Consider the following 24,320-nt stretch of genomic DNA (forward strand, 5'->3'; position numbering starts at 1 on the left):
AATGAAGAATTATATCAAATATAACGAGTGGCAGATTATTGAAGAGGGATTTGATCCAAAATTGAACAAAATTTCTGAAAGTATATTTAGTTTGGGAAATGGAAGAATGGGTCAGCGGGCCAATTTTGAAGAACAATATACTGGAGAAACTTTGCAAGGTAATTATGTGGCTGGTGTTTATTATCCAGATAAAACTCGTGTAGGGTGGTGGAAAAATGGATATCCTGAATATTTTGCCAAAGTATTAAATGCAACTAATTGGATTGGAATTCATATCATAGTCAATGACGAAGTTTTAGATTTAAATACCTGCTCCGTTTTAGATTTTAGTCGTGTGCTAGATATGCAAAAAGGTACACTAACTAGAAAGTTTAAAGTGGAACTAAAAAACGGGAACGTTCTCGATATAGCAGCAGTACGTTTTTGTAGTTTAGTTGATGATGAAGCAGGAGCAATTAAATACACCATTACCCCACATAATTTTAATGGAAAAATTTCAATCGAATCTAGCTTAGATGGTGATGTAAAAAATCAGGATTCAAATTATGATGAAAAATTTTGGACTGAAATTAATGCAAAGCAACAAGATGATTTTGCTTTGCTTACCATGGAAACAAAAAAGACTGCATTTTGGGTAAGTTCTGGTATATACACAGAAATTCATCAAGATGGTAAATTAATAGACCTAAAACCTCAATTCTCACTTAAAGAAAAGCAGGTTGCACAGCAATTTTCAATTGAGGTTAAAAGAGATCAAGCAACTACTATTTATAAGTATGCTGTTAATCTTTCTTCAGAAAATCACGATAAAGGAGAACTAGAAAATGCTGCGGTTAAAGTTTTAGAAACTATTGTTGCCAAGGGATTTGATCAAATGTTGAAAGAACAAGCTAACGCTTGGGCTGCTAAATGGCAAAATGGCGATGTAATCATTGAGGGCGATGTTGCTGCACAACAAGCTATTCGATTTAATATTTTTCAATTACATCAAACCTATACAGGTGAAGATGCTCGTTTAAATATAGGTCCAAAAGGATTTACGGGCGAAAAATACGGCGGCTCTACTTATTGGGATACAGAAGCTTATTGTTTGCCTTTTTACTTGGCAACAGCACCACAGCAAGTTTCAGAAAACCTACTAATTTATCGCTATAACCATTTAGAAAAAGCAATTGAGAATGCTGAAAAATTAGGTTTTAAAGATGGGGCGGCATTATATCCAATGGTAACCATAAATGGTGAAGAATGCCATAATGAATGGGAAATTACCTTTGAGGAAATTCATAGGAATGGCGCTATCGCTTTTGCGATCTTCAATTATATACGTTATACTGGAGATCAAAAATATTTAGCAGCATACGGTTTAGAAGTATTGATAGGTATTGCTCGTTTTTGGGCACAACGTATCAATTGGAGTGTCGAAAAAGAAAAATATGTAATGCTTGGCGTAACCGGTCCAAATGAATATGAAAACAATGTGAATAATAATTGGTATACAAGTACAATTGCAACCTGGTGTCTAAAATATACAATGGAAGCAATTGCGCAGGTTAAAGCCGATAATGAAAATAAACTTGATCAAATACTAAGCAAAACCAATTTTAATTTAGCGAAGGAAACCTCACATTGGCAAGATATTATTCATAAGATGTTTTATCCTGAAGATGAAAAGTTAGGAATTTTCTTACAACAAGATGGATATTTAGATAAAGAGCAGATTTTAGTTAAGGATTTGCCAGCAGTTGATCGACCATTAAATCAAAAATGGAGTTGGGATAGAATTTTAAGATCGTGCTTTATTAAACAAGCTGATGTTTTGCAAGGGATTTACTTTTTTGAGGAAGATTATGATTTAGAAACCATCCGTAGAAATTACGATTTTTATGAACCACGCACTGTGCATGAAAGTTCTTTATCACCCTGTGTACATGCAATTATAGCTGCAAAACTTGGCGATTTGGATAGAGCATATGAGTTTTACTTACGTACATCTCGTTTAGATTTGGATGATTATAATAATGACACAGAAGACGGTTTACACATTACTTCAATGGCGGGAACATGGTTAAGCGTTGTAGAAGGTTTTGGTGGAATGAGAGTTAAAAATAACCAATTGCATCTTAATCCGGTATTACCGAAAAAGTGGAAATCTTATGCATTTAAAATTGGGTTTAGACAGGCTATAATTACCGTTAAAGCAGATCAACAAAAAGTGAGTTTAAAGAATGAAAGTGAGAAAACTTTAACGTTAAACATTTTTGGCGATGACCATGTTTTACAAGCTAACGGAGTTTTAGATCTAGACACACAAATCCACATCAATTGAAGGCAATCAGCAAAATAGCGATATTGATGGTCATATTTTGTGGCTTATCAGCCTGTGCTCAAAAAAATAATTTACAAATGTTAGATCCGAATCAAACAACAAAAGAGAAAATTGAGAATAGGAAGTTGGTGATTTATCAAGCGCTTGTCCGTTATTTCGGTAATAAAAACACCACCAACAAATACTATGGTTCAATTGAAGAAAACGGTAGTGGAAAGTTCAATGACATAACTGTAAAAGCACTATCAGAATTAAAAAAGCTGGGTGTAAATTATGTTTGGTATACTGGTGTGATTGAACATGCGACTATGACAAATTATTCATCAGCTGGAATTAAAGTTGATGACCCAGATATTGTAAAGGGAAGGGCTGGTTCGCCGTATGCAATAAAAGATTATTATGACGTTGACCCAGATTTAGCTGTTGATGTTAAAAATCGAATGACGGAATATGAAGATTTAATAAAACGAACACATAATGAAGGACTGAAAGTATTAATGGATTTTATTCCTAATCATGTTGCTCGCACTTATCATTCTGATGCTAAACCTGCAAATGTGATTGATTTAGGAGCACAAGATGATACTACTAAAAGCTTCGATCCCAAAAATGATTTCTATTATATTCCAGATCAAAAATTTATAGTTCCAACAGGTTATAATCCAGGTGGGGATAATTATCAAAGTCCTTTAAAAGATGGGAAATTCGATGAAAGTCCTGCCAAAGCAACAGGAAATAATGTGTTTAATCACGCACCGAAATTAGACGATTGGTTTGAAACAATTAAATTAAATTACGGTTTTGATGTTCAAAATAATAATACAAAACATTTTGTCCCACAACCGCCTGTATGGAAGAAGATGCGAGATATCTTGGCTTTTTGGGCTTCAAAAGGAGTAGATGGTTTTAGATGTGATGTAGCGGAAATGGTGCCTGTAGAATTTTGGCATTGGGTAATTACAGACTTAAAGAAAAAATATCCAAACCTAATTTTCATAGGGGAAGCTTACGATAGAAATCAATACAAAGACTTTTTGGTAAATGGAAAATTTGATTTTTTGTATGATAAAGTTGGTTTATACGATGGATTGAAACGTTTAATGATGAATGATAGCAATGCAACTATAAAAGATATCAGCTTTGTATGGCAAAAGGAAAGTAAGGGATTTTCTCAGCACATGTTACGCTTTTTAGAAAACCACGATGAAGCCCGAATTGCTTCCAAAGCATTTGCTGGAAACCCATGGTATGCTGTGCCAGGCATGGTGGTTACTGCGACTTTATCTTCAGGCCCAGTAATGATTTACAATGGGCAAGAAGTTGGAGAGCCCGCAAATGGAACAGAAGGTTTTGGAGGGGACGATGGTAGAACCTCTATTTTCGATTATTGGGGAATTCCTCAACATCAAAAATGGATGAACAATGGGGCATTTGATGGCGGTAAACTAAACAATGACGAGAAAAAACTTCGTCAGTTTTACAGCAAACTATTAAACTTGGCTACCACAAATGAAGCAATTTCCAAAGGTAATTTCTACGAACTTTTACAAGCAATTAAAACCTCAACAGGTTTTAACGATAAAGTTTACGCATATTTAAGGTATACAGAAAACAAGCGAGTTTTAGTAATAACGAACTTTAATAGAAGTGATGTTACGTTAACGGTGAATTTGCCCAAGGATGTAGTAGAAGCTTTTAATTTGAAAGGCAAAATTACCTTCACGGATTTATTATCTGATACCAAGTTTAAAACTGAAAATATAACTAACGGACTAAATATTACAATGATTGCTACGAGTGCTGTCATTTTAGAATTTTAACTCTTCGCTAACAAACTAAACCTAAACCAAATATAACCATGACTGATTTTTCACGTAAACCAAAGCTTTCATTTTGGAGCATTTTTAACATGAGCTTCGGCTTTTTGGGTATTCAATTTGGTTTCGCCTTACAAGGAGGCTTTATGTCTCGAATATTTCAAACTTTAGGTGCTAGTCAAGATAGCATACCCGCTTTATGGGTTGCAGCACCTTTAACAGGCTTATTGGTACAACCGATTATTGGTTATATGAGCGATAGAACTTGGAACCCAAGATGGGGAAGAAGAAAACCATTTTTTTTAATCGGGGCAATATTAAGTACAATAGTTTTGTTTTTCTTGCCAAATTCTCCAGTTTTATGGGTAGCAGCAGGATGTTTATGGGTTTTGGATGCATCTATCAATATCACCATGGAGCCTTTTAGAGCTTTAGTTGCTGATAAATTACCAGATTCTCAACGCTCGTATGGTTTTGTGATGCAAACCTTAATTATAGGCGTAGGCACATGGGTTGCCAGTAATTTACCATGGTTGGTTAATAAATTAGGTGTTTCTAATGAAGCTTTACCCGGAATAGTCCCACTATCTGTAAAAATAGCTTTTGCAATTGGAGGAGTTGTTTTTTTAGGTTCTGTATTATACACCATTTTCACTACATCAGAATATCCACCAGATGATTTAGAAGAATTTAAAAAAGAAAAAGAACAGAGTAAAGGCTTTTTGAACGGATTCAAAGAAATTCTTTCTAGCATTAATAAAATGCCAAAAACCATGAAATTGCTTGGCATAATTCAGTTTTTTAGTTGATTTGCATTTTTTGCCATGTGGAGTTTAGCCACACCAGCATTAACTACACATGTTTTTCATGCACCCGCACCAATAGAAAGCACTTTTAACATGGCAGATGAAAGTTCAAAAGCATTATTTATGTCGGCAAGTAAAGCATACAATGATGCTGCAGATTTAGTAGGTTCATATATGGGCATGTACGGTTTATCATCTATGGCATTTGCGCTATTGCTTACTTTTTACGCAGCCAAAAGAAGTATCAATAGAAAATATATTCACATGTTTAGCTTAATTGCTGGCGGGTTAGGTTTCATTTCCATGTACTTTATTCAAAACCCAGATCAGTTAATTTATTCGTTTATTCTGATTGGAATTTCTTGGGGTAGCATACTCTCTATGCCTTACGCCATGTTGTCGAGTGCTATAAATCCTAAAAAAATGGGGATTTATATGGGGATTTTTAATATGTTTATTGTAATTCCGCAAATTATTGCTGCAACCGGTGGTTTAAACTATTTATATCACTTAATTTTTGGTTCGGCAGTAATTAATGCAATGCTTTTAGCTGGCACATCTTTACTCATTGGAGGCTTAGCTAATTTCTTAATTACCGATAAAAAAGTAATAACGCATCAGGCGGAAGATACAGAAGTAGTAAGTTAAGCGTAACAGCAGTTAAATTTTTTTATGGAAGAAGAAACGAATAGTGAAGAGAAGCAAATTTTAGCAGAAACAGTAGGTTCACAAACAGAAGAAGAAATTATTCAGCATCTCAATAATCCAGTAACGAATTTAAAGCCAATAGTAAAACAATATTTAACGGCAGTAAAAGGAGTTAAAAAGGAAGGCAACAAGTTTTATTTTTCCGATGGAAATGCCAGAGTTGAAGTAAGGGTTGTGAGTGATGAAATCATTAGAGTGCGAATGGCTCCGCATGGTGTTTTTCTAGACGATTTTTCTTATGCAGTTCCGCAAGTAGATCAAAAAGTAACCACTTTTAAACTAGAAGAAAACGAAGATTATTATGCTATTTCGACTAACACGGTAACTTGTAAAGTTAAAAAAGAGGATTTTTTAATATCCTTTACAGATAATACCAGCGGAATGGTGATGACTCAAGATATCTCTCCCATGCATTGGGAGGAAAACGTTGAGTTTGGTGGTTATTATGTATATGCCACAAAGGAATGCTTGCCAGAAGAGAACTTCTTTGGTTTAGGAGATAAATCTGGTAACATGAATTTACGTGGCAGAAAATTCCAAAACTGGAATACAGATGCCTATTCATTTGGTTGGGACCAAGATCCATTGTATCGTACAATTTCTTTTTATATTGGTATTCATAATGGTGCTGGATATGGAATTTTCTTTGATAATACCTTCCGTTCTTATTTTGATTTTGGCAAGGAAAACGGTAACAAAACTAGTTTTTGGGCAGATGGTGGTGAGTTACAATATTATTACATCCACGGACCTCATATGATGGATGTAGTTAAGCGCTACCAAACCTTAACAGGAACACATCAATTACCACCAAAATGGGCTTTAGGTTTTCACCAATGTCGCTGGAGTTATTACCCAGAGAAAAAAGTGAGAGATATTGCAGAAAGTTTTAGGTCTCATCAAATTCCTTGCGATGCCATTTATTTGGATATCGATTATATGGATGGTTATCGCTGCTTTACTTGGAATAAAAAATATTTCCCAGATCCTAAAAAAATGATCAAAGATCTAATGAACATCGGTATGAAAACCGTTGTTATGATAGATCCAGGAATTAAAGTAGATGATAATTATTGGGTGTTTAAAGAAGGAAAAGAAAACAATTACTTCTGTCGTCGAAGCGATGATTATTTTATGGAAGGTCACGTTTGGCCGGGTCGATGCCAATTTCCAGATTTTACCAATCCAACAGTAAGAGAATGGTGGGGAGGGTTATATAAAGAGCTGGTAGATTTAGGTGTAGCCGGAGTTTGGAATGATATGAATGAGCCAGCAGTTTTCGGTGCAGGAACTTTTCCGAACGATGTAAGACATAATTATGATGGCTACCGAGGGTCGCACCGTAAAGCACATAATGTGTATGGCATGCAAATGGTTCGTTCTACCTATGATGGGTTAAAGAAACTGCAACGTAATAAACGCCCTTTCACTATTACTAGAGCAGGTTATTCGGGTGTGCAACGTTACGCCTGTGTATGGACTGGAGATAACGTAGCTACTTGGGAACATTTAAAATTAGGAAACATTCAATGCCAACGCATGTCGGTTTCTGGGGTGCCTTTTGTAGGAACGGATATAGGTGGTTTTAGTGGTGAGCCAGATGGTGAATTATTTACACGTTGGATTCAACTAGGTACTTTTTCTCCTTTTATGCGAGCGCATTCTGCTGGTGATACAGCCGAACGTGAGCCTTGGAGTTTTGGTGAACCATTTACCAGTATCAACCGTAAATTCATAGAGTTAAGATATCGATTGATGCCTTATATTTATTCGGTTTTCTGGGAGCATCATCGTTATGGTTTTCCAATTCTGAGACCTTTGGTTATGCTTGAACAAGATATAGTGAGCAATCATTACCGTCAAGATGAATTTAGTTTTGGTGATAAAATTTTAGTTTGTCCAGTATTAGAACAAGGCGCTGTTTCTAGAGTGGTTTACTTACCAAAAGGACAATGGTACAATTTCTGGACACACGAGTTATTAATTGGAGAAAATGAATATACCATTGCAGCTCCATTAGAAGATATGCCTTTGTTTGTTAGAGCAGGATCAGTAATTCCAGAATATCCAGTAATGCAATATGTTGGCGAGAAACCAATTGATGAAGTTTGGTTAAATGTATATTATGCTGATTACGAAGTGAATTCATTCCTATTTGAAGATCATGGCGACACATTTGCTTACGAACAAGACATTTATTTAGAGAAGAAATTCAGTGTAAAAGGCGATGGCAAAAACCTATTTATCAAACAAGATACAGAAGGTTTATATACACCAAATTACGAATTGTACGATTACAATGTGATTGGTTTACCATTTGAAGTAAACAAGATTTTTGTTGATGATAAAGAAGTATCAGATTTTAGCTTGGATGAACGTGGTAGACTAAGATTTAAATCGAATAAAAACTTTATACACATTAAGATTATAGGGTTTTAGCAAATTTCGTAATTGCGAGGTACGAAGCAATCTTAAAGCCGTAAAAGAAATGGACTGGTGTTGTAAGATTGCTTCACTATGTTCGCAATGACGAACGCCACTCCAACTGGTCTTGCGATGGGCACAACGAAGCAATCTCCATTTATGAAATGATGAGTTTTTAAAATTTAAGAAATGCGAAAGAAATTGATCTTCATTTATAGTCATCATTTCAAATTGGTCCTATTTCTTAATTTTTCATGGAGTTTATTCTTTGCCTATTTATTCTTCCAAAAAGGATTTGATAAAATCCCATTATACAATCTTGCTATCGCTTTTAAGGTATTGATGTATGCCATAACAATCGGCATTGAAAAATTATTTTTTGGCCCACGTAGGTTCTATTATCAAAATTTAGGATTAAGTTACCGCAGATTGTTCTCCATCCTGTTTGCTTTTGATTTCATTGTTTTCTGTACACTTTTATTAATTGTTTTAGGATGCAGGAACTTTATATAGATAGTGTAAACCATCGTTATGGTGAATATCAGGTATTGAGCAGTGTTTATTTAACCTGTAAAATAGGAGAGGTGGTTGGTTTATTAGGTAGAAACGGTTCAGGGAAATCTACTTTACTAAAAATCATTTTTGGCAGCATACAACCAAGGTTTAAATATTTAAAAATTGATGACGAATTACAAGTAAAAACCTACTTAACACAGCAGGTTGCTTATTTACCGCAAGGCTATTTTATTCCGCATTATCTGAAAATTAAAGATCTGATTGAGTTGTACATCAATAACTATAAAGACCAAGTATTAAACTTAGCTATTTTCAAATCGAATTTAAATGAACCCATTGGAAATTTATCTGGCGGAAACAGAAGGTTGGTTGAAGCCTTATTGATTTTATATAGCGATGCTAAATATGTATTATTAGATGAACCTTTTTCTCAACTTGCTCCCTTAATTGCGAATGAATTAAAGGAACACATTGTTCATTTAAAATCGCAAAAAGGATTGATCATTACAGATCATTATTACCGACAAATTATAGAAATTTCATCGCGTATCATTTTGCTGCACAATGGTTGTAATTATGCTATTAATAACGAAGATGATTTAATAGTGCATGGCTATTTGCCTAATTTGTAATTATTCAGGTTTAAAAAGGTAAATTAGGCCTATAAATATTCGAACTATGTCGAGCACTAAAAAAACGACCACAAACAAAAAAGTAAGTACAAAAGAAAATCCTTTTGATACCTACCAAAAAAGTGTTTGGGTACACAGTTTACTAACCGACTTCGATATTTCTCTATTCGTATCCGGAAAACATTTCCGCCTATACGAGAAAATGGGTGCGCACTTGTGCACGGTCAATAAAATTAATGGAACTTATTTTGCAGTTTGGGCACCTAACGCACAACGAGTAGCCGTTATTGCCAACTTTAATGGTTGGAACAAAGAAAGTCATCAACTCTATAAACGTTGGGATGCATCTGGTATTTGGGAAGGATTTATTCCTCATGTAGGAAAAGGAGAGGTGTATAAATATTATATCAAAGGTTTTGATGGTAGTGATTTAGAAAAAGGAGATCCGTTTGCGTTGCGATGGGAACATCCACCACAAAAAGCTTCTATCGTTTGGGATACAGATTATACATGGAAAGATAAATCGTGGTTAACCAAACGACCTAAACTCAATGCGCTCGACCAACCCATATCGGTTTATGAATTGCATTTAGGTTCTTGGCAACGCGATCCGAGTAATCCAGAACGGATATTAAGTTATGGGGAAATTGCAAAGAGCTTAGTTCTATACATTTTAGAAATGGGTTTTACGCATGTAGAGCTCATGCCAATTATGGAATATCCGTATTATCCATCTTGGGGATATCAGATTACTGGATATTTCGCAGCAAGTTCTAGACATGGTGCTCCTCAAGATTTAATGCACTTAATAGAAGAGCTGCATAAAAATAATATTGCAGTCATATTAGATTGGGTTCCATCACATTTCCCAGGAGATGCACATGGTTTATTCAATTTTGATGGGACACATTTGTTTGAACATGCCGATATGCGCAAGGGTTTTCATCCAGATTGGAAATCTTATATCTTTAATTACGATAGAAATGAAGTGCGCTCATTCTTAATCAGCAATGCGCTATTTTGGATAGATAAATACCATGCAGATGGTTTAAGAGTAGATGCTGTGGCTTCTATGTTGTATTTTGATTTTAGCAGAGAAGAAGGTGAGTACGGAACAAACGAATTTGGTGGCACAGAAAATTTAGGTGCAATTCAGTTTCTGAAAGACTTAAACGAAGCCATTTACGGTCAGTATAAAGGAGTACAAACCATAGCCGAAGAAAGTAGCACTTTTGATGGTGTAACACGGCCTGTGCATGCTGGTGGTTTAGGTTTTGGCATGAAATGGATGATGGGTTGGATGAACGATACCTTGAAATATTTCAAAAACGATCCTATCAATAGAAAATTTCATCATCATCAATTAACGTTTAGCATGACCTATGCTTTTACGGAAAATTTCATGTTGCCTTTTTCGCATGATGAAGTTGTGCATGGTAAATCATCAATGATTTATAAAATGCCAGGAGACGAATGGCAGAAATTCGCTAATCTGCGTACACTTTATGCTTACATGTTTACGCACCCTGGCACAAAGCTATTGTTTATGGGCAATGAGTTTGCACAAACTAATGAGTGGAATTTCACCGAATCACTACGTTGGGATTTATTACAACATGCACCACATGCTGGTATGCAACAATTGGTAAAAGCCTTAAACCTATTATACAGAAAAGAGCCAGCTTTATACAAGTACAATTTTTCTTACGAAGGCTTTGAATGGATTAATGCCGACGATGCAGATCATTCGATATTTATCTATGTTCGTAAATCTGATAAAGCAAAGGATACATTAGTATTTGTGCTGAATTTAACACCTGTATATCATGAAAACTTCAAGATTGGTGTGCCAATGAAAGGCAAATGGAAAGAAATTTTTAATACAGATGCTGCTGAATTTTATGGTAGTGGAAAATTAAATACGGAAACTTTACCAACGGAAAATGTTGCCTATAATAATCAGAAGCAATCTATTGTAATTAATATTCCACCATTAGCGGTTGTTGTTTTTAAAAAAGGAGTTTAAATTGTCATAAATAACAAACCGTCCTTTCGACTGGAGTGCAGCGAAATGGAGAAATCTTTGAAATTATACTTCTTGCATGTGTTGAATAAAATATATGATAAAAAGAACATTTGAATTTTATAAAAACGAAAAAGACGAGTGGTATCTAAATTTACCAGAATGGAATGGCGACCTTGAAGATTTACAAATGGTAGAAGGGGCTGATAAATGGTTAGATCTTTTAAGCAAAAAGGCTTCAACAATTAAAGTCATCATGTCTAATGAACAATTTGAAAATTCCGAAATCCTTACCTTGCTACGTATTAAAGAAGAAAACTTAGGCGGCGGAGGTGTCTATTTTTTAGAAACCTATCAAAATAAAAAAGTAGCACTTAAATTGTGGTTATGCGATGTCACTAATTTTGTTTTTAAAACCATACCACAAAAAATTTACTTTGCCATTTAGGTGTTTATGTAGGGTATATAAAGTACTCTTTTGCTATAGACTTAAATTTTTGTTTGGTTTGACAAGCATTAAAGCAATTTTAGTATATTAGCCTTGTTAAACGCTCAAAAACAGGTTTCATGCAAGTAGTAAAATTAAGTTTTTTTAAATAGCTATGGAGAAGAAACCCTATAAGCTATCTAACTGGTTTTTATACCGACCTAAAACCTCAGGATTTATATTCTTTCTATTTCTACTTAGTCTAATTGGGTTAATTGTTAGTCAACGATACCAACTTTTTCAAGAGAATAAAGAACGAGAAATTGCTAATATTCTAGATGGTGTAGAGCAAAACATAGAGCAAACAGTAAAAAGTAGCTATACCGTTGCACTCACCTTAGCACTTACAGTTGATAATAACGGTGTCCCTCAAAATTTCGATGAAGTTGCCAAACAACTCATTGCTTCAAATCCTGATTTACAAGCCGTACAATTGGTGCCAAATGGTGTGGTTAAATATGTTTATCCCTTAAAAGGAAATGAGGCTGTACTTAATCTAGATCTTTTTAAAAGTCCACCAAGAACCATACTTGAAGCCCAAAAAGCAATTAAGAGTAGAAAAATGTATTATCAAGGTCCGGTTAAATTAACCCAAGGTGGAATGGGTGTAGTAGGTCGGTTACCGCTATTTATCAATAACAAATTTTGGGGTTTCTCTGCCGTAGTAATTAGATTAGAAAAACTATTTAAAACAGCCGGTATTGATAACAACAAGTACAAAGATTATCAATTTCAGTTTTCTAAAATAAATGACTTAACTCACAAAGAAGAGTTTTTTCTTCCTGCAACACGAGATTTTGATAGCAATCAATCTAAATCTATCAATTTTCCTGATGGAGATTGGAAACTATATGTAGTAAATGCAAGTCCTTATAGTAGTTGGTTTCAATTAGTGAGTGCCATTCTTTTTGGCTTAGGGCTGGCAGGCTTATCAAGTTATTTATTGACAAGGCTACTTAAAAAACAAGCACAATTACATGGAAAAGTTTCAGATCAAGCCTCACAACTTATGGCTACTGAAAGCAAGTTTAAAAACATTTTTGATCATGCCGCAATTGGAATAGCTAGAGTAAATTCTATAACCGGTCAAGTTTTAGAGGTGAATCAATATTTATGCAGTTTTTTAGGGTATACCGAAGAAGAACTAATGCGTAAAAAAATTAAAACGATTATTTATCCAGATGATTTAGCGGAAGATAGAATACTTTTTAAACAATTGCTTAGTGGAGAAATTAGACAATTTAATACTGAAAAGAGATATCTAACAAAAGATGGTAAGGTAATTTGGGGCAATGTAATTATAACTCCATTATGGAATGAGGATGAAGCACCCAGCACTCATATTGTAATTGTAGAAGATGTAACCCAACGAAAACAAGAAGAACAAATTTTAATTGCATCACAACAACGGATCGAATCATTAATTAATACGGTTGATGGTATCGTTTGGGAAGGCAATCCTAAAGAAACCACCTATACTTTTGTAAGTAAGAAAGTACAAGATATTTTGGGCTATACAGTTAAGCAGTTTAAGAATACACCGAGGTTTTGGTTTGATCATTTACATCCAGAAGATAAAGAAAGAGTTGAAGACTATATCGCTAAGAGTAATAAACACGAAAAACAACTTGACTTCGAATATAGGATGATAGCTAAGGATAAGTCAATTGTGTGGATTAGAGATATTGTAACCATTATTAGAGAAGCTGGCCAACCAGTAAAATTAAGAGGGATTATGATTGATATTACCAATCAGAAACATGCTGAAGAAGCACTCAATAAATCATTTCAACTTGTAACAGAACAAAATAAACGCTTACTCAATTTCTCTTATATCGTTTCTCATAATTTACGCTCGCACTCTAGTAACATACAAGGTATTTCTACTTTAATAGAGAGCGCTAAAACAGAAGAAGATAGAGATGAAATGATACAGCTACTCAAAACAGTAGCCAATAACTTAAACGAAACATTATTTAATTTGAATAATATTATCAATATTCAAACCAGCATAGATATTATTGTAGAGCCCCTAAACCTATACGATTATATTGCCAAAACGCTCATTACACAAAATGCTCAAATTTTAGTAAAAGAGGCAACGGTATTAATAAAAGTAGATGAGGATATAGAAATCATGTACAATAAAGCGTATTTAGAAAGCATTTTATTAAATTTAATTTCTAATGCCCTGCGCTATAGTCACCCCGATAGAAAACCAGTAATTTCTATGGCCTGTTTTGAAGAAAATGGACAATTGGTGTTACATGTATCTGATAATGGAATTGGAATAGACTTGAAGAAATATGGGGACAAGATGTTTGGGATTTATCAAACCTTTAATGGTAATGCCGATGCCAGAGGATTTGGGTTATTTATTTCGAAAAATCAAGTAGAAGCAATGGGTGGAAAAATTGAAGTAGAAAGTGATTTGAATAAAGGCACAACATTTAAAATATATTTTAAATAATCGATAACCCTCCTTTGTCTAACCGCTCGTTTTCCGTGAAAACAGGAACCAAGCAGGGCCCAGCGTAGCTAATCTTAAAAACGAAAAACCGACCCTTGCATTACGATTCCCAATCATTTGGGAATGACGATAAAGCCTTTTCGCCCTATTCTTTTTTTTGAACTTATGTTTTCTATGTATCTATGTGGTAAGCTCTATTTTTCTAACCTCATTTTCCCTATCAATCTATACCGCAAAATTTAAAATTTATTTAAATAAAGTCGCCCTTAACTCAAATGAATTTATTAATATTGGAATCTTTAAAATGCCTATAAGTAGAGTTCACTACTGATTATTATGGATCATCAAATAAACAATTCAGATTTTTTAACAATTGCTAAAGATAAGTACGATGAGTACCTATTGCTAAGCAATTTCTATATGATTTCTGGAGATTTGTTATGTATTGCAGACTTTAATGGATACTTTAAAAGAATAAATCCGGCAGTAGTAAAATTATTAGGATATACCGAAGAAGAGCTAATGGCTAGACCTATTAATGACTTCGTTTATATAGATGATAAAATTAAAACCAACAGCTCTCGCGAAACAGTTTACGATGGAGTGCTATTAAATAATTTCGAAAATAGGTACGTAACCAAAAGTGGAGAAATTGTTTGGCTTGCTTGGACATCTATGCCTTTTGTAGAAAAGAAATTAGTATTTGGTATTGCGAAGGATGTAACCTTAAGAAAAAGAGAAGAAGAAGAACGCAATTTACTAATTGCTAACCTGAGTAAAATTAACAAAGACTTACAAACTTTTACCCAAATGACTTCTCATGACATGAGGTCTCCGGTAAATAATATTGTCGCCATTTCTAAATTATTGGATAATGCTAAAATAGAAGACCCAAAAACAGTAGAGCTAATTAACATCTTAAACGCTACTAGTGATCAACTGCATCATACCATCAATAATTTTGTAGATGTGATGATTAAAAACGATAAGTTGAGCTTGCAAATAGAAGAATTAAATTTAGCGGAGGTGCTACATACTGTAACTACATCTATTGCCTCATTGCTTCTTACAGCTAATGCCAAACTCGAAACTGATTTTTCTGCTTTTAACACCATTGCATTTAACAGACTGTATTTAGAAAGCATTTTCCTTAACCTAATCACTAATGCTATTAAATATGCTAACCCTGCCAAACCACCAGTAATTAAAATTACTGCAGTATGTACAAATGGATTGTATCAGTTAATTATTTCAGATAATGGCTTAGGTTTCGATGTTGCTAAAGTAAAAGATAAAATTTTCGGAATGTATCAAGTCTTTCATGAACATGAAGACAGCAAAGGCTTAGGTTTGCACCTGGTTCACGGGCACATCACTTCATTAGGCGGTAAAATTGAAGTAGACAGCCGGGTAAACGAAGGTACAACATTCACAATTTCTTTTAAAGCATTACAGAGCTAATGTAACAACTTATCTTTCCCACCGCCTTCGTCCTTGTGACGTGACAATCTTTAAGTTAAACTAAATTCTACCAACAAATCAAACTATGTACCTATGTGGTAAAATGAAGCTTTTTTTTATTACTAACCCTAATCAGTCTTTGGTGCAATCCCTTTATCTACATCTAAAGTATAAGAAGCCTCAGAAGCATCAAAAGCTTGTTTCAGTATCTCCATATTAGGTTGTTCCTCTTCTTCAGACATAGTAAATTCTTCATCTAAACCGTTGCTGTGAATGTCTTTCTGACTTTGTTGATCCTCCGATTCTGAATTTTCAGAATCATCAAAAGGAATAGTATTTTCTGGCGTAATCATAATTTCTATTTTTAAATAAAACAGCAAAAAAGAGGCTTTGTTTCAATTCATAACCAATTTATTCGACGCAATACCTATACGTTAGATTTAATACAACTGTTAACTTAAAATCAATCGCAAATTAAGTTTTAAAATTACTTTAGATGTTTTAAAGAAAAATGATAACTTTAAATCAACGCTCTCAGATTATTAATTATTGGTACAAAAGATCTAACTCCCTATGATAGATAAAACGACACCAATTAATGTAATACGATTTGACGTTAACCTTAACCCTGATCTTACACAGGCTAATGAAGTCGATTGTAACATTGATTACGACTTAGGCAGGTCGCAAATTTCAGGACAAAACTATTTAGTACTTCATTGGCAGCTCGTGGCCTATGATCAACTTAACAACGTTCTCGTTAACTATTGCTCATCAAGAGTGTGTACACTTACCATTACGAGTAAACAAGAAGATTTTGTTTCTTTAATTAATTACTTGAACAATTATTATTTCGAAGTTGCGCTAGACTTTGAAGAAAAGTTACCAAATAGGAGCGATTTTAATTTTGTAGACCTCAGTACCTTATTAAATGAAACAGCCAGAAAGATAATTGTAAGCTTAACCAAGCTTGGAATTTACCATAAGCTTCCACGGGTAGAAATCCACTCCTTTAATGCCATGCAACAAAAACGCCATAAAAAATCAATAAAAGAGGTCATCAATTAATTCTAAATACGCTTTTGCTTAGTAACAAATTTGAATAAACATTTCCTCAAATTCATTTTGATGCAGATGTATTTATACTAACTTTATAGTCAAAACAAACAAAAAAAATCATGGCACAAGTAAATCCTTATTTAACCTTTGACGGTAATTGTGAAGAGGCATTTAATTTTTATAAATCAGTATTTGGAGGAGAATTTCCTTACATAGGTAGGTTTAAAGACATGCCACCAATGGAAGGCTGCCCTGAAATGCCAGCTTCAGAAGGTGAAAAAATTATGCATGTCTCTTTACCTATTAGTAAAGAAACTATCTTAATGGGTAGCGATAGTTCTGAAGCATTTGGACAAGCAAATGTGGCTGGCAATAATTTTTCTATTTCCATTAATGCCGACAATCAAGAAGAAGCCGATAAATTGTTTAATGGCTTATCTGCTGGTGGAAAAGTAACAATGCCAATGGATAAAACGTTTTGGGGAGCTTATTTTGGTATGTTTACCGATAAGTTTGGTATCAATTGGATGGTGAACCACGATGAAGTTCAGAAATAAGAAACAGTAAATATGAATTAGAAGCAGTGCTGATGATTTCAGTGCTGCTTTTTTAGTTAGCTCTAGCCTAAAAATTCATTTAATACAGCCACAAAGTATTGTAAGATTTCAAGATTTGGATTGCTTGTCATAATCTCACCCATATAACTACCATGTGAGCCCGGTAAAATAGCCAAATGACCTTTTTCAAAAAGACGGTACATTTCTACGGCATGTTCTGGCGTTGGTAAATCATGGTCTCCAATTAAAACCAGTACAGGTGCTTTAATTTTTTGTAAATCTTCTGCTTTCCAATCTTTAAACGTTTGCATGCGTTGCGAATCCTTAGTAAACATATTCATGAGCGCTGCGGGATTGTTATTGATCTTCAAAAACTCATCTTTATATACTTGTGGCATATCACTAAACTTTGCATGTACAATGCCTTCCCAAAACCCTGCAGGAGCACCGTCTTTTTTATAAAATGCAGAAGCCACAATTAATTTATTCACCAAAGTGGGATGGCGCATACCAATTTCCATAGCAGTTTGTCCGCCGTTGCTAAAGCCAAAAATATCAGCTTTAGCTATGTTTAAGTGTTTCAATAAAGCGGCCACATCATCTGCATCTTGCTGAAAACTTTCTGGTGCATCTCGATCTCCCGAATGACCATGTGCTTGCAACTCTACGCCAATAACCCGATGAGTTTTTGCTAAATATGGGATAATTCTACCGAAAGTAGTATGTAACGTTGAACCTCCACCATGTATTAAAACCAACGGACTACCTGTACCATGAATTTCATAATACATTCTTAAACCATTTACGGTTGCATATTTTCCTGTTTGTGCATCTGATGTAGTCATAGTGAGGATAGTAATTAATAAGGTTAAGGTAATGATTTTCATGGCATTATTTTGAACACAAATTTGTATAGGATATTTTGAAAATCAAAGTGTATACTAACAATTATAAACTTATACTGGCCTCTTGATTGTAAGCTTTACTAAGTATCATTCCATACTTAAAGAAAGGCCAAATTGCTATTTATCCCAATTTTCCATTCTATATTTATTTTATTAAATTTCGATTATGAATACAATACATCGATTAGTGCTTTGTGTAGTACTTGTTTTTTGCACAACTTGCCTATTTGCACAGACTAATGAAGACCCAAGAATTGCTAAGTTTTTAGCGGTAAAACCTGGGATGAAAACAGGTGCCGCTCATGATTATCTGCAAACACTTTTTCCAGAATGGAACTTGAAAAAGATGCAAAATATTTGCCTAATAGTAGGTGATTGGACAGTACCTGATGAAGATGGGACGCGTTTTAAATATATGTATCAGCAACGGTTTTATCTCGCGGCTAAAGTTGATACTCTCCAAGATAATGAACAAACCATTACTAAAAAAATTGCTGCAATGTGGAAGGTATATCAACAAACAGGTTATATAGCATGCAATGCCAGTACATTCGACATTAGAGATGGAAATTTATTGAAGTATGCTGTTGCTGATAAATTTGATCAGTTTTTAGAAGATGCAATTAAATGGAAATTGGATTTGAACAAAATTGATTTCTATGATCAGATGACACTGTTAGATTATGTTGATTACCACCTTAATCGCTATAAAGGATCTGCGATGGAACCAGTATATAAAAAATACCACAATATGTTTCGTAAAGCTGGAGCAAAATATAAAAGAGAGCTCCAATAATAAAAGCTATTTTAATTGAACGCGTTTTAGTGTACTATAAAAAGAAATAGCCTATAAAAATGAAAAGAGACAATCCATCCAGACTTGTCTCTTTTTCTAACCAAATATAAACCTGTATGAACGGGTTATCTTTTAATTTCCAACTAACCAGGAAGGAAATATTATATGCTTTTTTTAATCGCTCAACTGTATTTCAGTGATTGATAATGCAAATATAAAAATAATTTTCAATAGTGTAAAAAGTACACTAAGAAAAGTTTCAATTTTGTTACTTTTCTGTTATTAAAATGACAAAACACTTTTGTTATTCTCATTTCCTACTTTTTATAACGCAAAAATAGGCCCAATCTTTTACGAAATTGAGTGAATGATGTTAAACTTGTGTTAAATAACTAGATAAATACGGGTAAATGCTGCATCATTTATATGGAGCAGCGTGGGATGCCATAAGCATTGAGCTATTGTTCATGAACATTGAGCTGTTGTTTTTGAACATTAGGTTTTTGTTGATGAACAATGAACTTTTGTTCATGAACATTTTACTAATGTTAATCAGCATTGTGGTAGTGTTCATGATCATTAAGCTAATGTTCATCAACAATTAGCTAGTTTTCATGATCATTGGACAATTAATGATAAATGTTAAGCTTTTTATGATCTCTTTTATGAAAAAGTTTATGATTTAAAGTCGCTTGTCTTTAAAGGTCAGCGTAGCAACAGTGCAATCTCCTAATTGTTTATTAGATTAAGCGAAATATAACTATGTTTTCTATGTATTTATATGTTAGAAATGCTTAGTAAGGGTGAGGTTTCCTCATCATTCCTGTGAAAACGGGAAACATAATGTTGTGGTGAAGAGATTTGCTGGTTACCTATTAATATATTACGATAGCCAGTCGAGCTGGGGATGAGGATATAGGAGAAAGAGAAGATGTGAAAAAACTGTGTAATCTGTAGCAAGATTTTCTACACTAAACCATACCTAAAAAACAAACAAAAAAAATGGCAATACTAAAAGCATCGCCATTTTGAATTAATATAGAAGGAAATTATTTTAAACTTCCATAGTATTCTACAAACTTAGCTAGGGCAGAAGAATAACCCCACTCGTTATCATACCATGAAACAACTTTAACAAAATTATCATTTAAAGAAATTCCAGCCCCAGCATCAAAAATTGAAGCGTGGTCATTTCCAATAAAGTCAGATGAAACAACTTCATCTTCTGTGTAACCCAAAACACCTTTTAAGTAACCTTCAGATGCAGCTTTCATTGCATCTTTAATTTGCTGATAGGTAGCAGGTTTTTCTAAACGAGCAGTTAAATCTACTACAGAAACATCGGCAACCGGAACACGGAATGACATTCCTGTTAATTTGCCTTTTAGTTCTGGTAACACTTTTCCTACTGCTTTTGCAGCTCCAGTTGAAGATGGAATGATGTTAGAGAAACCTCCACGACCACCTCTCCAATCTTTTGCACTTGGACCATCTACTGTTTTTTGAGTTGCAGTTACAGCGTGTATCGTGCTCATTAACCCTTCAACAATACCGAAGTTATCGTTTAACACTTTAGCAATTGGTGCTAAACAGTTGGTAGTACATGATGCATTAGAAACAACAGTTTGATCTGCAGTTAATTTATCGTGGTTAACACCCATTACATATGTTGGGATATCATCATCTTTAGCAGGAGCAGAGAATACTACTTTTTTAGCACCAGCTGCAATATGCTTATCTGCATCTGCACGAGTTAAGAATAAGCCAGTAGATTCGATTACGATTTCTACACCTACTTCATTCCATTTTAAGTTTGCCGGATCTCTTTCTGCAGTAATACGGATTGTTTTTCCGTTTACCACTAAGTGTCCGTCTTTTACTTCCACAGTTCCGTCAAAACGGCCATGTGTAGTATCATATTTTAACATATAAGCCATGTAATCTGGCTCTATTAAGTCGTTGATGGCAACAATATCCAATCCTCTTTTCAATGCAGCTCTAAAAACTAGTCTGCCTATGCGGCCAAATCCATTTATTCCTACTTTAGTCATTGTATTTAATTTGTGTAATAATTGAGTAAATTATATATCGGTTCTTTAGTAATTGTAATCACTTTAATTGCATGATTAGCTGCAACTAAACGCAACCTATCTTGAAACGTTCCTGCAACAGTACCTACAAAATGAACATGTTCATTAGGGTGTTGTGCTAAGGTTGGAGCCAAATAGATATGTATGTACTTCTCAAAAGCTTGATCTATGAGCTGCTCTATATATTTATGGTTTCTATTTTCGATATAGAAATCTAGAAAAGAGCTGAGGTAATTTTGTACGTTAGGTTTTTTATAAATCCGCTCTAAAATTAACGGTCTATCCAAATTGTATTTGTTTAATAACGATTTAGTCAAGTCTGCAGGGAGTTTATCCTCTAGAAAATGCTTTAATAACACTCTGCCTAAATAATTAGCAGAACCTTCATCGCCAAGAATATATCCTAAACCGAAGTTGTTCTGTTCAGGTTGCTTGCCATCAAAATAAGCACAATTGGCCCCGCTACCTAAAATGCTTACAATACCACTTTGGTCGTAACATGCAGCAATAGATGCACCGTACAAATCGTCTTTAACTTTGATTTTGGCATTTCTAAAGAACATGCCCAATGTTTGTGCCAGGGAGTTTTGCATGGCGATAGATGATGCACCCGCAGCAAAAACGTATAACTTTTTAATCTTTTCGGCGTGATTAATTAGCGTAATGTTTTTATTTAATAAATAAAGGATATGCTTTTGGTCGTTAAAACAGGGATTAATGCCTGGAATAGTGCATTCAGCAACAGTTTTGCCATCATTTGCAATTTTCCAGAAAGCACTTTTAGATCCGCTATATACTACCGCTATCATTTGATATAATTAAATGGATAAAACATGAGTCATTTCTAATAAATCAGCCTCTAACTTATAGCTGTGCTTATTTAGGGCTTCATCTAAACTGGTGAGTTTAATCTCGTTGCCACGAAGACCAACCATTTGCATGGTTTCACCCTTTAACATTTCATTCACCGCAGCATAACCTAATCTACTTCCCAAAATACGATCGAAACCACTCGGGCTACCACCACGCTGTAAGTGACCTAATATAGTTACTTTGGTATCATAATGTGTGAACTTTCTTTTCACACTTTTAGCGATATCGTATGCGCCACCATATTTATTTCCTTCAGAAACAATTACAATACTAGATGATTTTTTAGTATTTGCTCCTGATTTTAGCTTGCTAATTAATTCTTTTAAAGAAGTTTCTTTCTCTGGTAATAAAACTGCTTCTGCACCACTTGCAATAGCTGTTCTTAATGCAATGCATCCAGAATCTCTACCCATCACCTCAATAAAGAACAATCTATCGTGAGAATCTGCTGTATCTCTTATTTTATCAATCGCTTCAATAATGGTATTAACTGCAGTGTCGTAACCTAGGGTAAAATCAGAACCATACAAATCGTTATCTATGGTGCCTGGAATGGCAATTACATTAATGCCATATTTTTCACCAAAACGTTTAGCACCTGTAAATGTTCCATCGCCACCAATTACAATTAATCCATGTATTTCTTTTGCCTTTAAATTTTTAAAAGCGATTTCCATGCCTTCATCTTCCTTAAAGGCTAAACATCTGGCAGTTTTTAATATTGTACCGCCCATATGTAAAATGTTGCTTACAGAACGGGCATCCATTGGGTTAATATTGTTATCGATTAAGCCTTGATATCCTTGTGTTACCCCAAACATGTTACATCCGTGGTAGATACCTGTGCGAATAACGGCTCTTATGCAAGCATTCATTCCTGGGGCGTCTCCTCCCGAGGTTAATACGGCTATATTTTTAAGATTGGATTTCATTTTAATATACGAATATACTGTGTATTTATTACACTAAGTAATTTTTTTTCATTATTATTGTGAATAAACGAAGTAAGTATATTTATTTTGTTCTAATATTATAAAATATAAAAACGGATTTGTCTTGAAAGAAGTATTACCTGTATTTAATTCGGCGGTCTCTATTGACTGTGTTTTATTTGGTTTTGATGGCGGAGAGCTCAAAATTTTATTAATAGAGCGAAATGAAGAACCCTTTAAAGATTGGTGGGCTTTGCCCGGTAATTTGGTAGGGGAGAACGAAAGTGTCGATCAATCCGCTTCGCGTATTTTACATGAGCTTACCGGCTTGAGTGACATTTACATGGAGCAGTATTATACTTTTGGCGAGGTAGACAGACATCCTCAAGGTAGGGTAATTACGGTTGCCTATTATGCAATGTTGCGTTTAGGTGGAGATAAGGCTTTAAAACCACTCACTAGCTATGCTAAAAAGGCACAATGGATAAACGTTAAGGAATTACCTAAGTTAGGTTTCGACCATCAGCATATATTTGATAAGGGTTTAGAAAAAATTAAACGTAGAATAAAACATTTACCAATTGCTTTTGAATTATTACCAGAAAAATTCACCTTAACTCAGGTACAAAACGTTTACGAACTAATTTTAGGTAAGAAATTGGATAAACGTAATTTTAGGAAAAAGATATTGAGCTTTAAGGTATTGAAAGAATTAGATGAAAAACAAAAAGGAGTTTCATTTAGAGCTGCAACACTATATAAATTTGATAAAAGAAAGTACGCGAAACTTTTTGGTAAGGAGATTTCTTTTTAAGGAGAATAGGGTTTAACCTATACCCATTGAAGGGTAGGCTAAAAATTTAAGTCGATAAAATTGCTAACGAAAAAAAATGCATATTTCGTTATATATTTTAGGCTTGATGTGTTATATTTACACTATCAATATGCTTGTATGGAGAAACTCTACAAATTATTTGTACTTTTTGTTGGACTAATTGCAATGAACGTAACTGTTCATGCGCAATCAGAAAACTATACTCCAAATTCAGCAACAGATTCTATTTCTACTTCAAATTACACAATTATAGATTTAACAGCTACATCTAATTCCAATATTGATTGGGATGAAGAATCGGCATTAATCGTTAAACAAAGCCCTTCTTTTACCAATTATCCAAATCCTGCAACTACTCAAACAACTATAGCGTATACCCTTGCTACAAAAGCAAAAGTAATTTTAAGGGTAGTAGACTTAACAGGAAAACAGTTAGCTGTTTTAGTTAAACAAGAAATAACTGCGGGTAAACACGAATACGATTGGCAGCTTGCTAAAAATAACATTACCTCTGGTATGTATATTTTAGTTTTACAGGTTGATAATAAGATTTTTAGTAGAAAAATTATTGTTCAATAGTTTTTTTGAAATGATAGATAAAAA

20 protein-coding genes are annotated in these 24,320 nt (G+C 34.2%); 15 read left to right on the forward strand and 5 right to left on the reverse strand.

What is annotated here, in order from left to right; translation table 11 throughout:
• Position 1: 1 nt before the first annotated feature.
• The 10 genes from HQN85_RS00670 (at position 2) to HQN85_RS00710 (ending at position 15,670) form a co-directional block, all read left to right on the forward strand.
• On the forward strand, positions 2-2,326 hold the full coding sequence (locus HQN85_RS00670) for a glycoside hydrolase family 65 protein (protein ID WP_173268421.1): 2,325 nt from the start codon (positions 2-4) through the stop codon (positions 2,324-2,326).
• Positions 2,327-2,403: 77 nt separating this feature from the next.
• Entirely contained in the window at positions 2,404-4,146 is a 1,743-nt protein-coding gene (locus HQN85_RS00675; RefSeq protein ID WP_246249571.1) for an alpha-amylase family glycosyl hydrolase, read from the forward strand.
• A 38-nt stretch (positions 4,147-4,184) separates the two neighbouring features.
• Positions 4,185-4,952 carry an MFS transporter gene (locus HQN85_RS15730; protein ID WP_246249573.1) on the forward strand — a complete coding sequence of 256 codons (768 nt, stop codon included), beginning with the start codon at positions 4,185-4,187 and terminating at the stop codon, positions 4,950-4,952.
• Between the two features lie 15 nt (positions 4,953-4,967).
• Positions 4,968-5,597 carry an MFS transporter gene (locus HQN85_RS15735; RefSeq protein WP_246249575.1) on the forward strand — a complete coding sequence of 210 codons (630 nt, stop codon included), beginning with the start codon at positions 4,968-4,970 and terminating at the stop codon, positions 5,595-5,597.
• A 24-nt stretch (positions 5,598-5,621) separates the two neighbouring features.
• A complete protein-coding gene (locus HQN85_RS00685; RefSeq protein ID WP_173268423.1) occupies positions 5,622-8,096 on the forward strand; it encodes a glycoside hydrolase family 31 protein in 2,475 nt (824 codons plus the stop codon).
• Between the two features lie 479 nt (positions 8,097-8,575).
• On the forward strand, positions 8,576-9,229 hold the full coding sequence (locus tag HQN85_RS00690) for an ATP-binding cassette domain-containing protein (RefSeq protein WP_173268424.1): 654 nt from the start codon (positions 8,576-8,578) through the stop codon (positions 9,227-9,229).
• Between the two features lie 46 nt (positions 9,230-9,275).
• A complete protein-coding gene (gene glgB, locus HQN85_RS00695) occupies positions 9,276-11,255 on the forward strand; it encodes a 1,4-alpha-glucan branching protein GlgB (protein WP_173268425.1) in 1,980 nt (659 codons plus the stop codon).
• A gap of 94 nt (positions 11,256-11,349) precedes the next feature.
• On the forward strand, positions 11,350-11,700 hold the full coding sequence (locus tag HQN85_RS00700; RefSeq protein ID WP_173268426.1) for a DUF6717 family protein: 351 nt from the start codon (positions 11,350-11,352) through the stop codon (positions 11,698-11,700).
• Positions 11,701-11,854: 154 nt separating this feature from the next.
• Positions 11,855-14,209, forward strand: coding sequence for a PAS domain-containing protein (locus HQN85_RS00705; RefSeq protein WP_173268427.1), 2,355 nt, complete (start codon positions 11,855-11,857; stop codon positions 14,207-14,209).
• Between the two features lie 336 nt (positions 14,210-14,545).
• On the forward strand, positions 14,546-15,670 hold the full coding sequence (locus HQN85_RS00710) for a PAS domain-containing sensor histidine kinase (RefSeq protein ID WP_173268428.1): 1,125 nt from the start codon (positions 14,546-14,548) through the stop codon (positions 15,668-15,670).
• 128 nt (positions 15,671-15,798) lie between these two features.
• On the opposite strand, the gene HQN85_RS00715 is transcribed toward HQN85_RS00710, so the two are convergent.
• Positions 15,799-16,023, reverse strand: coding sequence for a hypothetical protein (locus HQN85_RS00715; protein WP_173268429.1), 225 nt, complete (start codon positions 16,021-16,023; stop codon positions 15,799-15,801).
• Between the two features lie 220 nt (positions 16,024-16,243).
• On the opposite strand from HQN85_RS00715, the gene HQN85_RS00720 reads away from it, so the two are divergent.
• On the forward strand, positions 16,244-16,738 hold the full coding sequence (locus HQN85_RS00720) for a hypothetical protein (protein WP_173268430.1): 495 nt from the start codon (positions 16,244-16,246) through the stop codon (positions 16,736-16,738).
• Between the two features lie 110 nt (positions 16,739-16,848).
• Complete coding sequence (locus tag HQN85_RS00725; RefSeq protein ID WP_173268431.1) at positions 16,849-17,286, forward strand: VOC family protein; 438 nt, start codon at positions 16,849-16,851, stop codon at positions 17,284-17,286.
• A 62-nt stretch (positions 17,287-17,348) separates the two neighbouring features.
• Here HQN85_RS00725 and HQN85_RS00730 read toward each other — a convergent pair whose 3' ends face one another.
• A complete protein-coding gene (locus HQN85_RS00730; protein ID WP_246249577.1) occupies positions 17,349-18,173 on the reverse strand; it encodes an alpha/beta fold hydrolase in 825 nt (274 codons plus the stop codon).
• A gap of 184 nt (positions 18,174-18,357) precedes the next feature.
• Here HQN85_RS00730 and HQN85_RS00735 point away from each other — a divergent pair, with 184 nt between their 5' ends.
• Positions 18,358-18,987 carry a hypothetical protein gene (locus HQN85_RS00735; protein ID WP_173268432.1) on the forward strand — a complete coding sequence of 210 codons (630 nt, stop codon included), beginning with the start codon at positions 18,358-18,360 and terminating at the stop codon, positions 18,985-18,987.
• 1,049 nt (positions 18,988-20,036) lie between these two features.
• Here the strand turns inward: HQN85_RS00735 and gap are convergent.
• From gap to pfkA, 3 genes are read right to left on the reverse strand one after another with little or no spacing between them, the layout of a single operon-like run.
• Positions 20,037-21,038, reverse strand: coding sequence for a type I glyceraldehyde-3-phosphate dehydrogenase (gap, locus tag HQN85_RS00740; RefSeq protein WP_173268433.1), 1,002 nt, complete (start codon positions 21,036-21,038; stop codon positions 20,037-20,039).
• Between the two features lie 5 nt (positions 21,039-21,043).
• A complete protein-coding gene (locus HQN85_RS00745; protein ID WP_173268434.1) occupies positions 21,044-21,886 on the reverse strand; it encodes a hypothetical protein in 843 nt (280 codons plus the stop codon).
• 9 nt (positions 21,887-21,895) lie between these two features.
• Positions 21,896-22,882: a 6-phosphofructokinase gene (gene pfkA, locus HQN85_RS00750; protein ID WP_173268435.1), complete on the reverse strand. Its 987-nt coding sequence runs from the start codon at positions 22,880-22,882 to the stop codon at positions 21,896-21,898.
• 124 nt (positions 22,883-23,006) lie between these two features.
• Here pfkA and HQN85_RS00755 point away from each other — a divergent pair, with 124 nt between their 5' ends.
• Both HQN85_RS00755 and HQN85_RS00760 read left to right on the forward strand, forming a co-directional pair.
• Positions 23,007-23,696 (forward strand): NUDIX hydrolase, encoded by a 690-nt coding sequence (locus HQN85_RS00755; protein WP_173268436.1) that lies wholly within the window; start codon positions 23,007-23,009, stop codon positions 23,694-23,696.
• Between the two features lie 138 nt (positions 23,697-23,834).
• Entirely contained in the window at positions 23,835-24,296 is a 462-nt protein-coding gene (locus HQN85_RS00760) for a T9SS type A sorting domain-containing protein (RefSeq protein ID WP_173268437.1), read from the forward strand.
• The last annotated feature ends 24 nt before the right edge of the window (positions 24,297-24,320 follow it).

The sequence above is a fragment of the Pedobacter boryungensis genome (assembly GCF_013204825.1).
Classification (GTDB): domain Bacteria; phylum Bacteroidota; class Bacteroidia; order Sphingobacteriales; family Sphingobacteriaceae; genus Pedobacter; species Pedobacter boryungensis.

Excerpts from the sequence above, each read along its gene's own strand:
- HQN85_RS00670 (WP_173268421.1), top strand. The coding sequence starts at position 2 with ATGAAGAATTATATCAAATATAACGAGTGGCAGATTATTGAAGAGGGA.
- HQN85_RS00675 (WP_246249571.1), top strand. The coding sequence starts at position 2,404 with ATGTTAGATCCGAATCAAACAACAAAAGAGAAAATTGAGAATAGGAAG.
- HQN85_RS15730 (WP_246249573.1), top strand. The coding sequence starts at position 4,185 with ATGACTGATTTTTCACGTAAACCAAAGCTTTCATTTTGGAGCATTTTT.
- HQN85_RS15735 (WP_246249575.1), top strand. The coding sequence starts at position 4,968 with ATGTGGAGTTTAGCCACACCAGCATTAACTACACATGTTTTTCATGCA.
- HQN85_RS00685 (WP_173268423.1), top strand. The coding sequence starts at position 5,622 with ATGGAAGAAGAAACGAATAGTGAAGAGAAGCAAATTTTAGCAGAAACA.
- HQN85_RS00690 (WP_173268424.1), top strand. The coding sequence starts at position 8,576 with ATGCAGGAACTTTATATAGATAGTGTAAACCATCGTTATGGTGAATAT.
- glgB (WP_173268425.1), top strand. The coding sequence starts at position 9,276 with ATGTCGAGCACTAAAAAAACGACCACAAACAAAAAAGTAAGTACAAAA.
- HQN85_RS00700 (WP_173268426.1), top strand. The coding sequence starts at position 11,350 with ATGATAAAAAGAACATTTGAATTTTATAAAAACGAAAAAGACGAGTGG.
- HQN85_RS00705 (WP_173268427.1), top strand. The coding sequence starts at position 11,855 with ATGGAGAAGAAACCCTATAAGCTATCTAACTGGTTTTTATACCGACCT.
- HQN85_RS00710 (WP_173268428.1), top strand. The coding sequence starts at position 14,546 with ATGGATCATCAAATAAACAATTCAGATTTTTTAACAATTGCTAAAGAT.
- HQN85_RS00715 (WP_173268429.1), bottom strand. The coding sequence starts at position 16,023 with ATGATTACGCCAGAAAATACTATTCCTTTTGATGATTCTGAAAATTCA.
- HQN85_RS00720 (WP_173268430.1), top strand. The coding sequence starts at position 16,244 with ATGATAGATAAAACGACACCAATTAATGTAATACGATTTGACGTTAAC.
- HQN85_RS00725 (WP_173268431.1), top strand. The coding sequence starts at position 16,849 with ATGGCACAAGTAAATCCTTATTTAACCTTTGACGGTAATTGTGAAGAG.
- HQN85_RS00730 (WP_246249577.1), bottom strand. The coding sequence starts at position 18,173 with ATGAAAATCATTACCTTAACCTTATTAATTACTATCCTCACTATGACT.
- HQN85_RS00735 (WP_173268432.1), top strand. The coding sequence starts at position 18,358 with ATGAATACAATACATCGATTAGTGCTTTGTGTAGTACTTGTTTTTTGC.
- gap (WP_173268433.1), bottom strand. The coding sequence starts at position 21,038 with ATGACTAAAGTAGGAATAAATGGATTTGGCCGCATAGGCAGACTAGTT.
- HQN85_RS00745 (WP_173268434.1), bottom strand. The coding sequence starts at position 21,886 with ATGATAGCGGTAGTATATAGCGGATCTAAAAGTGCTTTCTGGAAAATT.
- pfkA (WP_173268435.1), bottom strand. The coding sequence starts at position 22,882 with ATGAAATCCAATCTTAAAAATATAGCCGTATTAACCTCGGGAGGAGAC.
- HQN85_RS00760 (WP_173268437.1), top strand. The coding sequence starts at position 23,835 with ATGGAGAAACTCTACAAATTATTTGTACTTTTTGTTGGACTAATTGCA.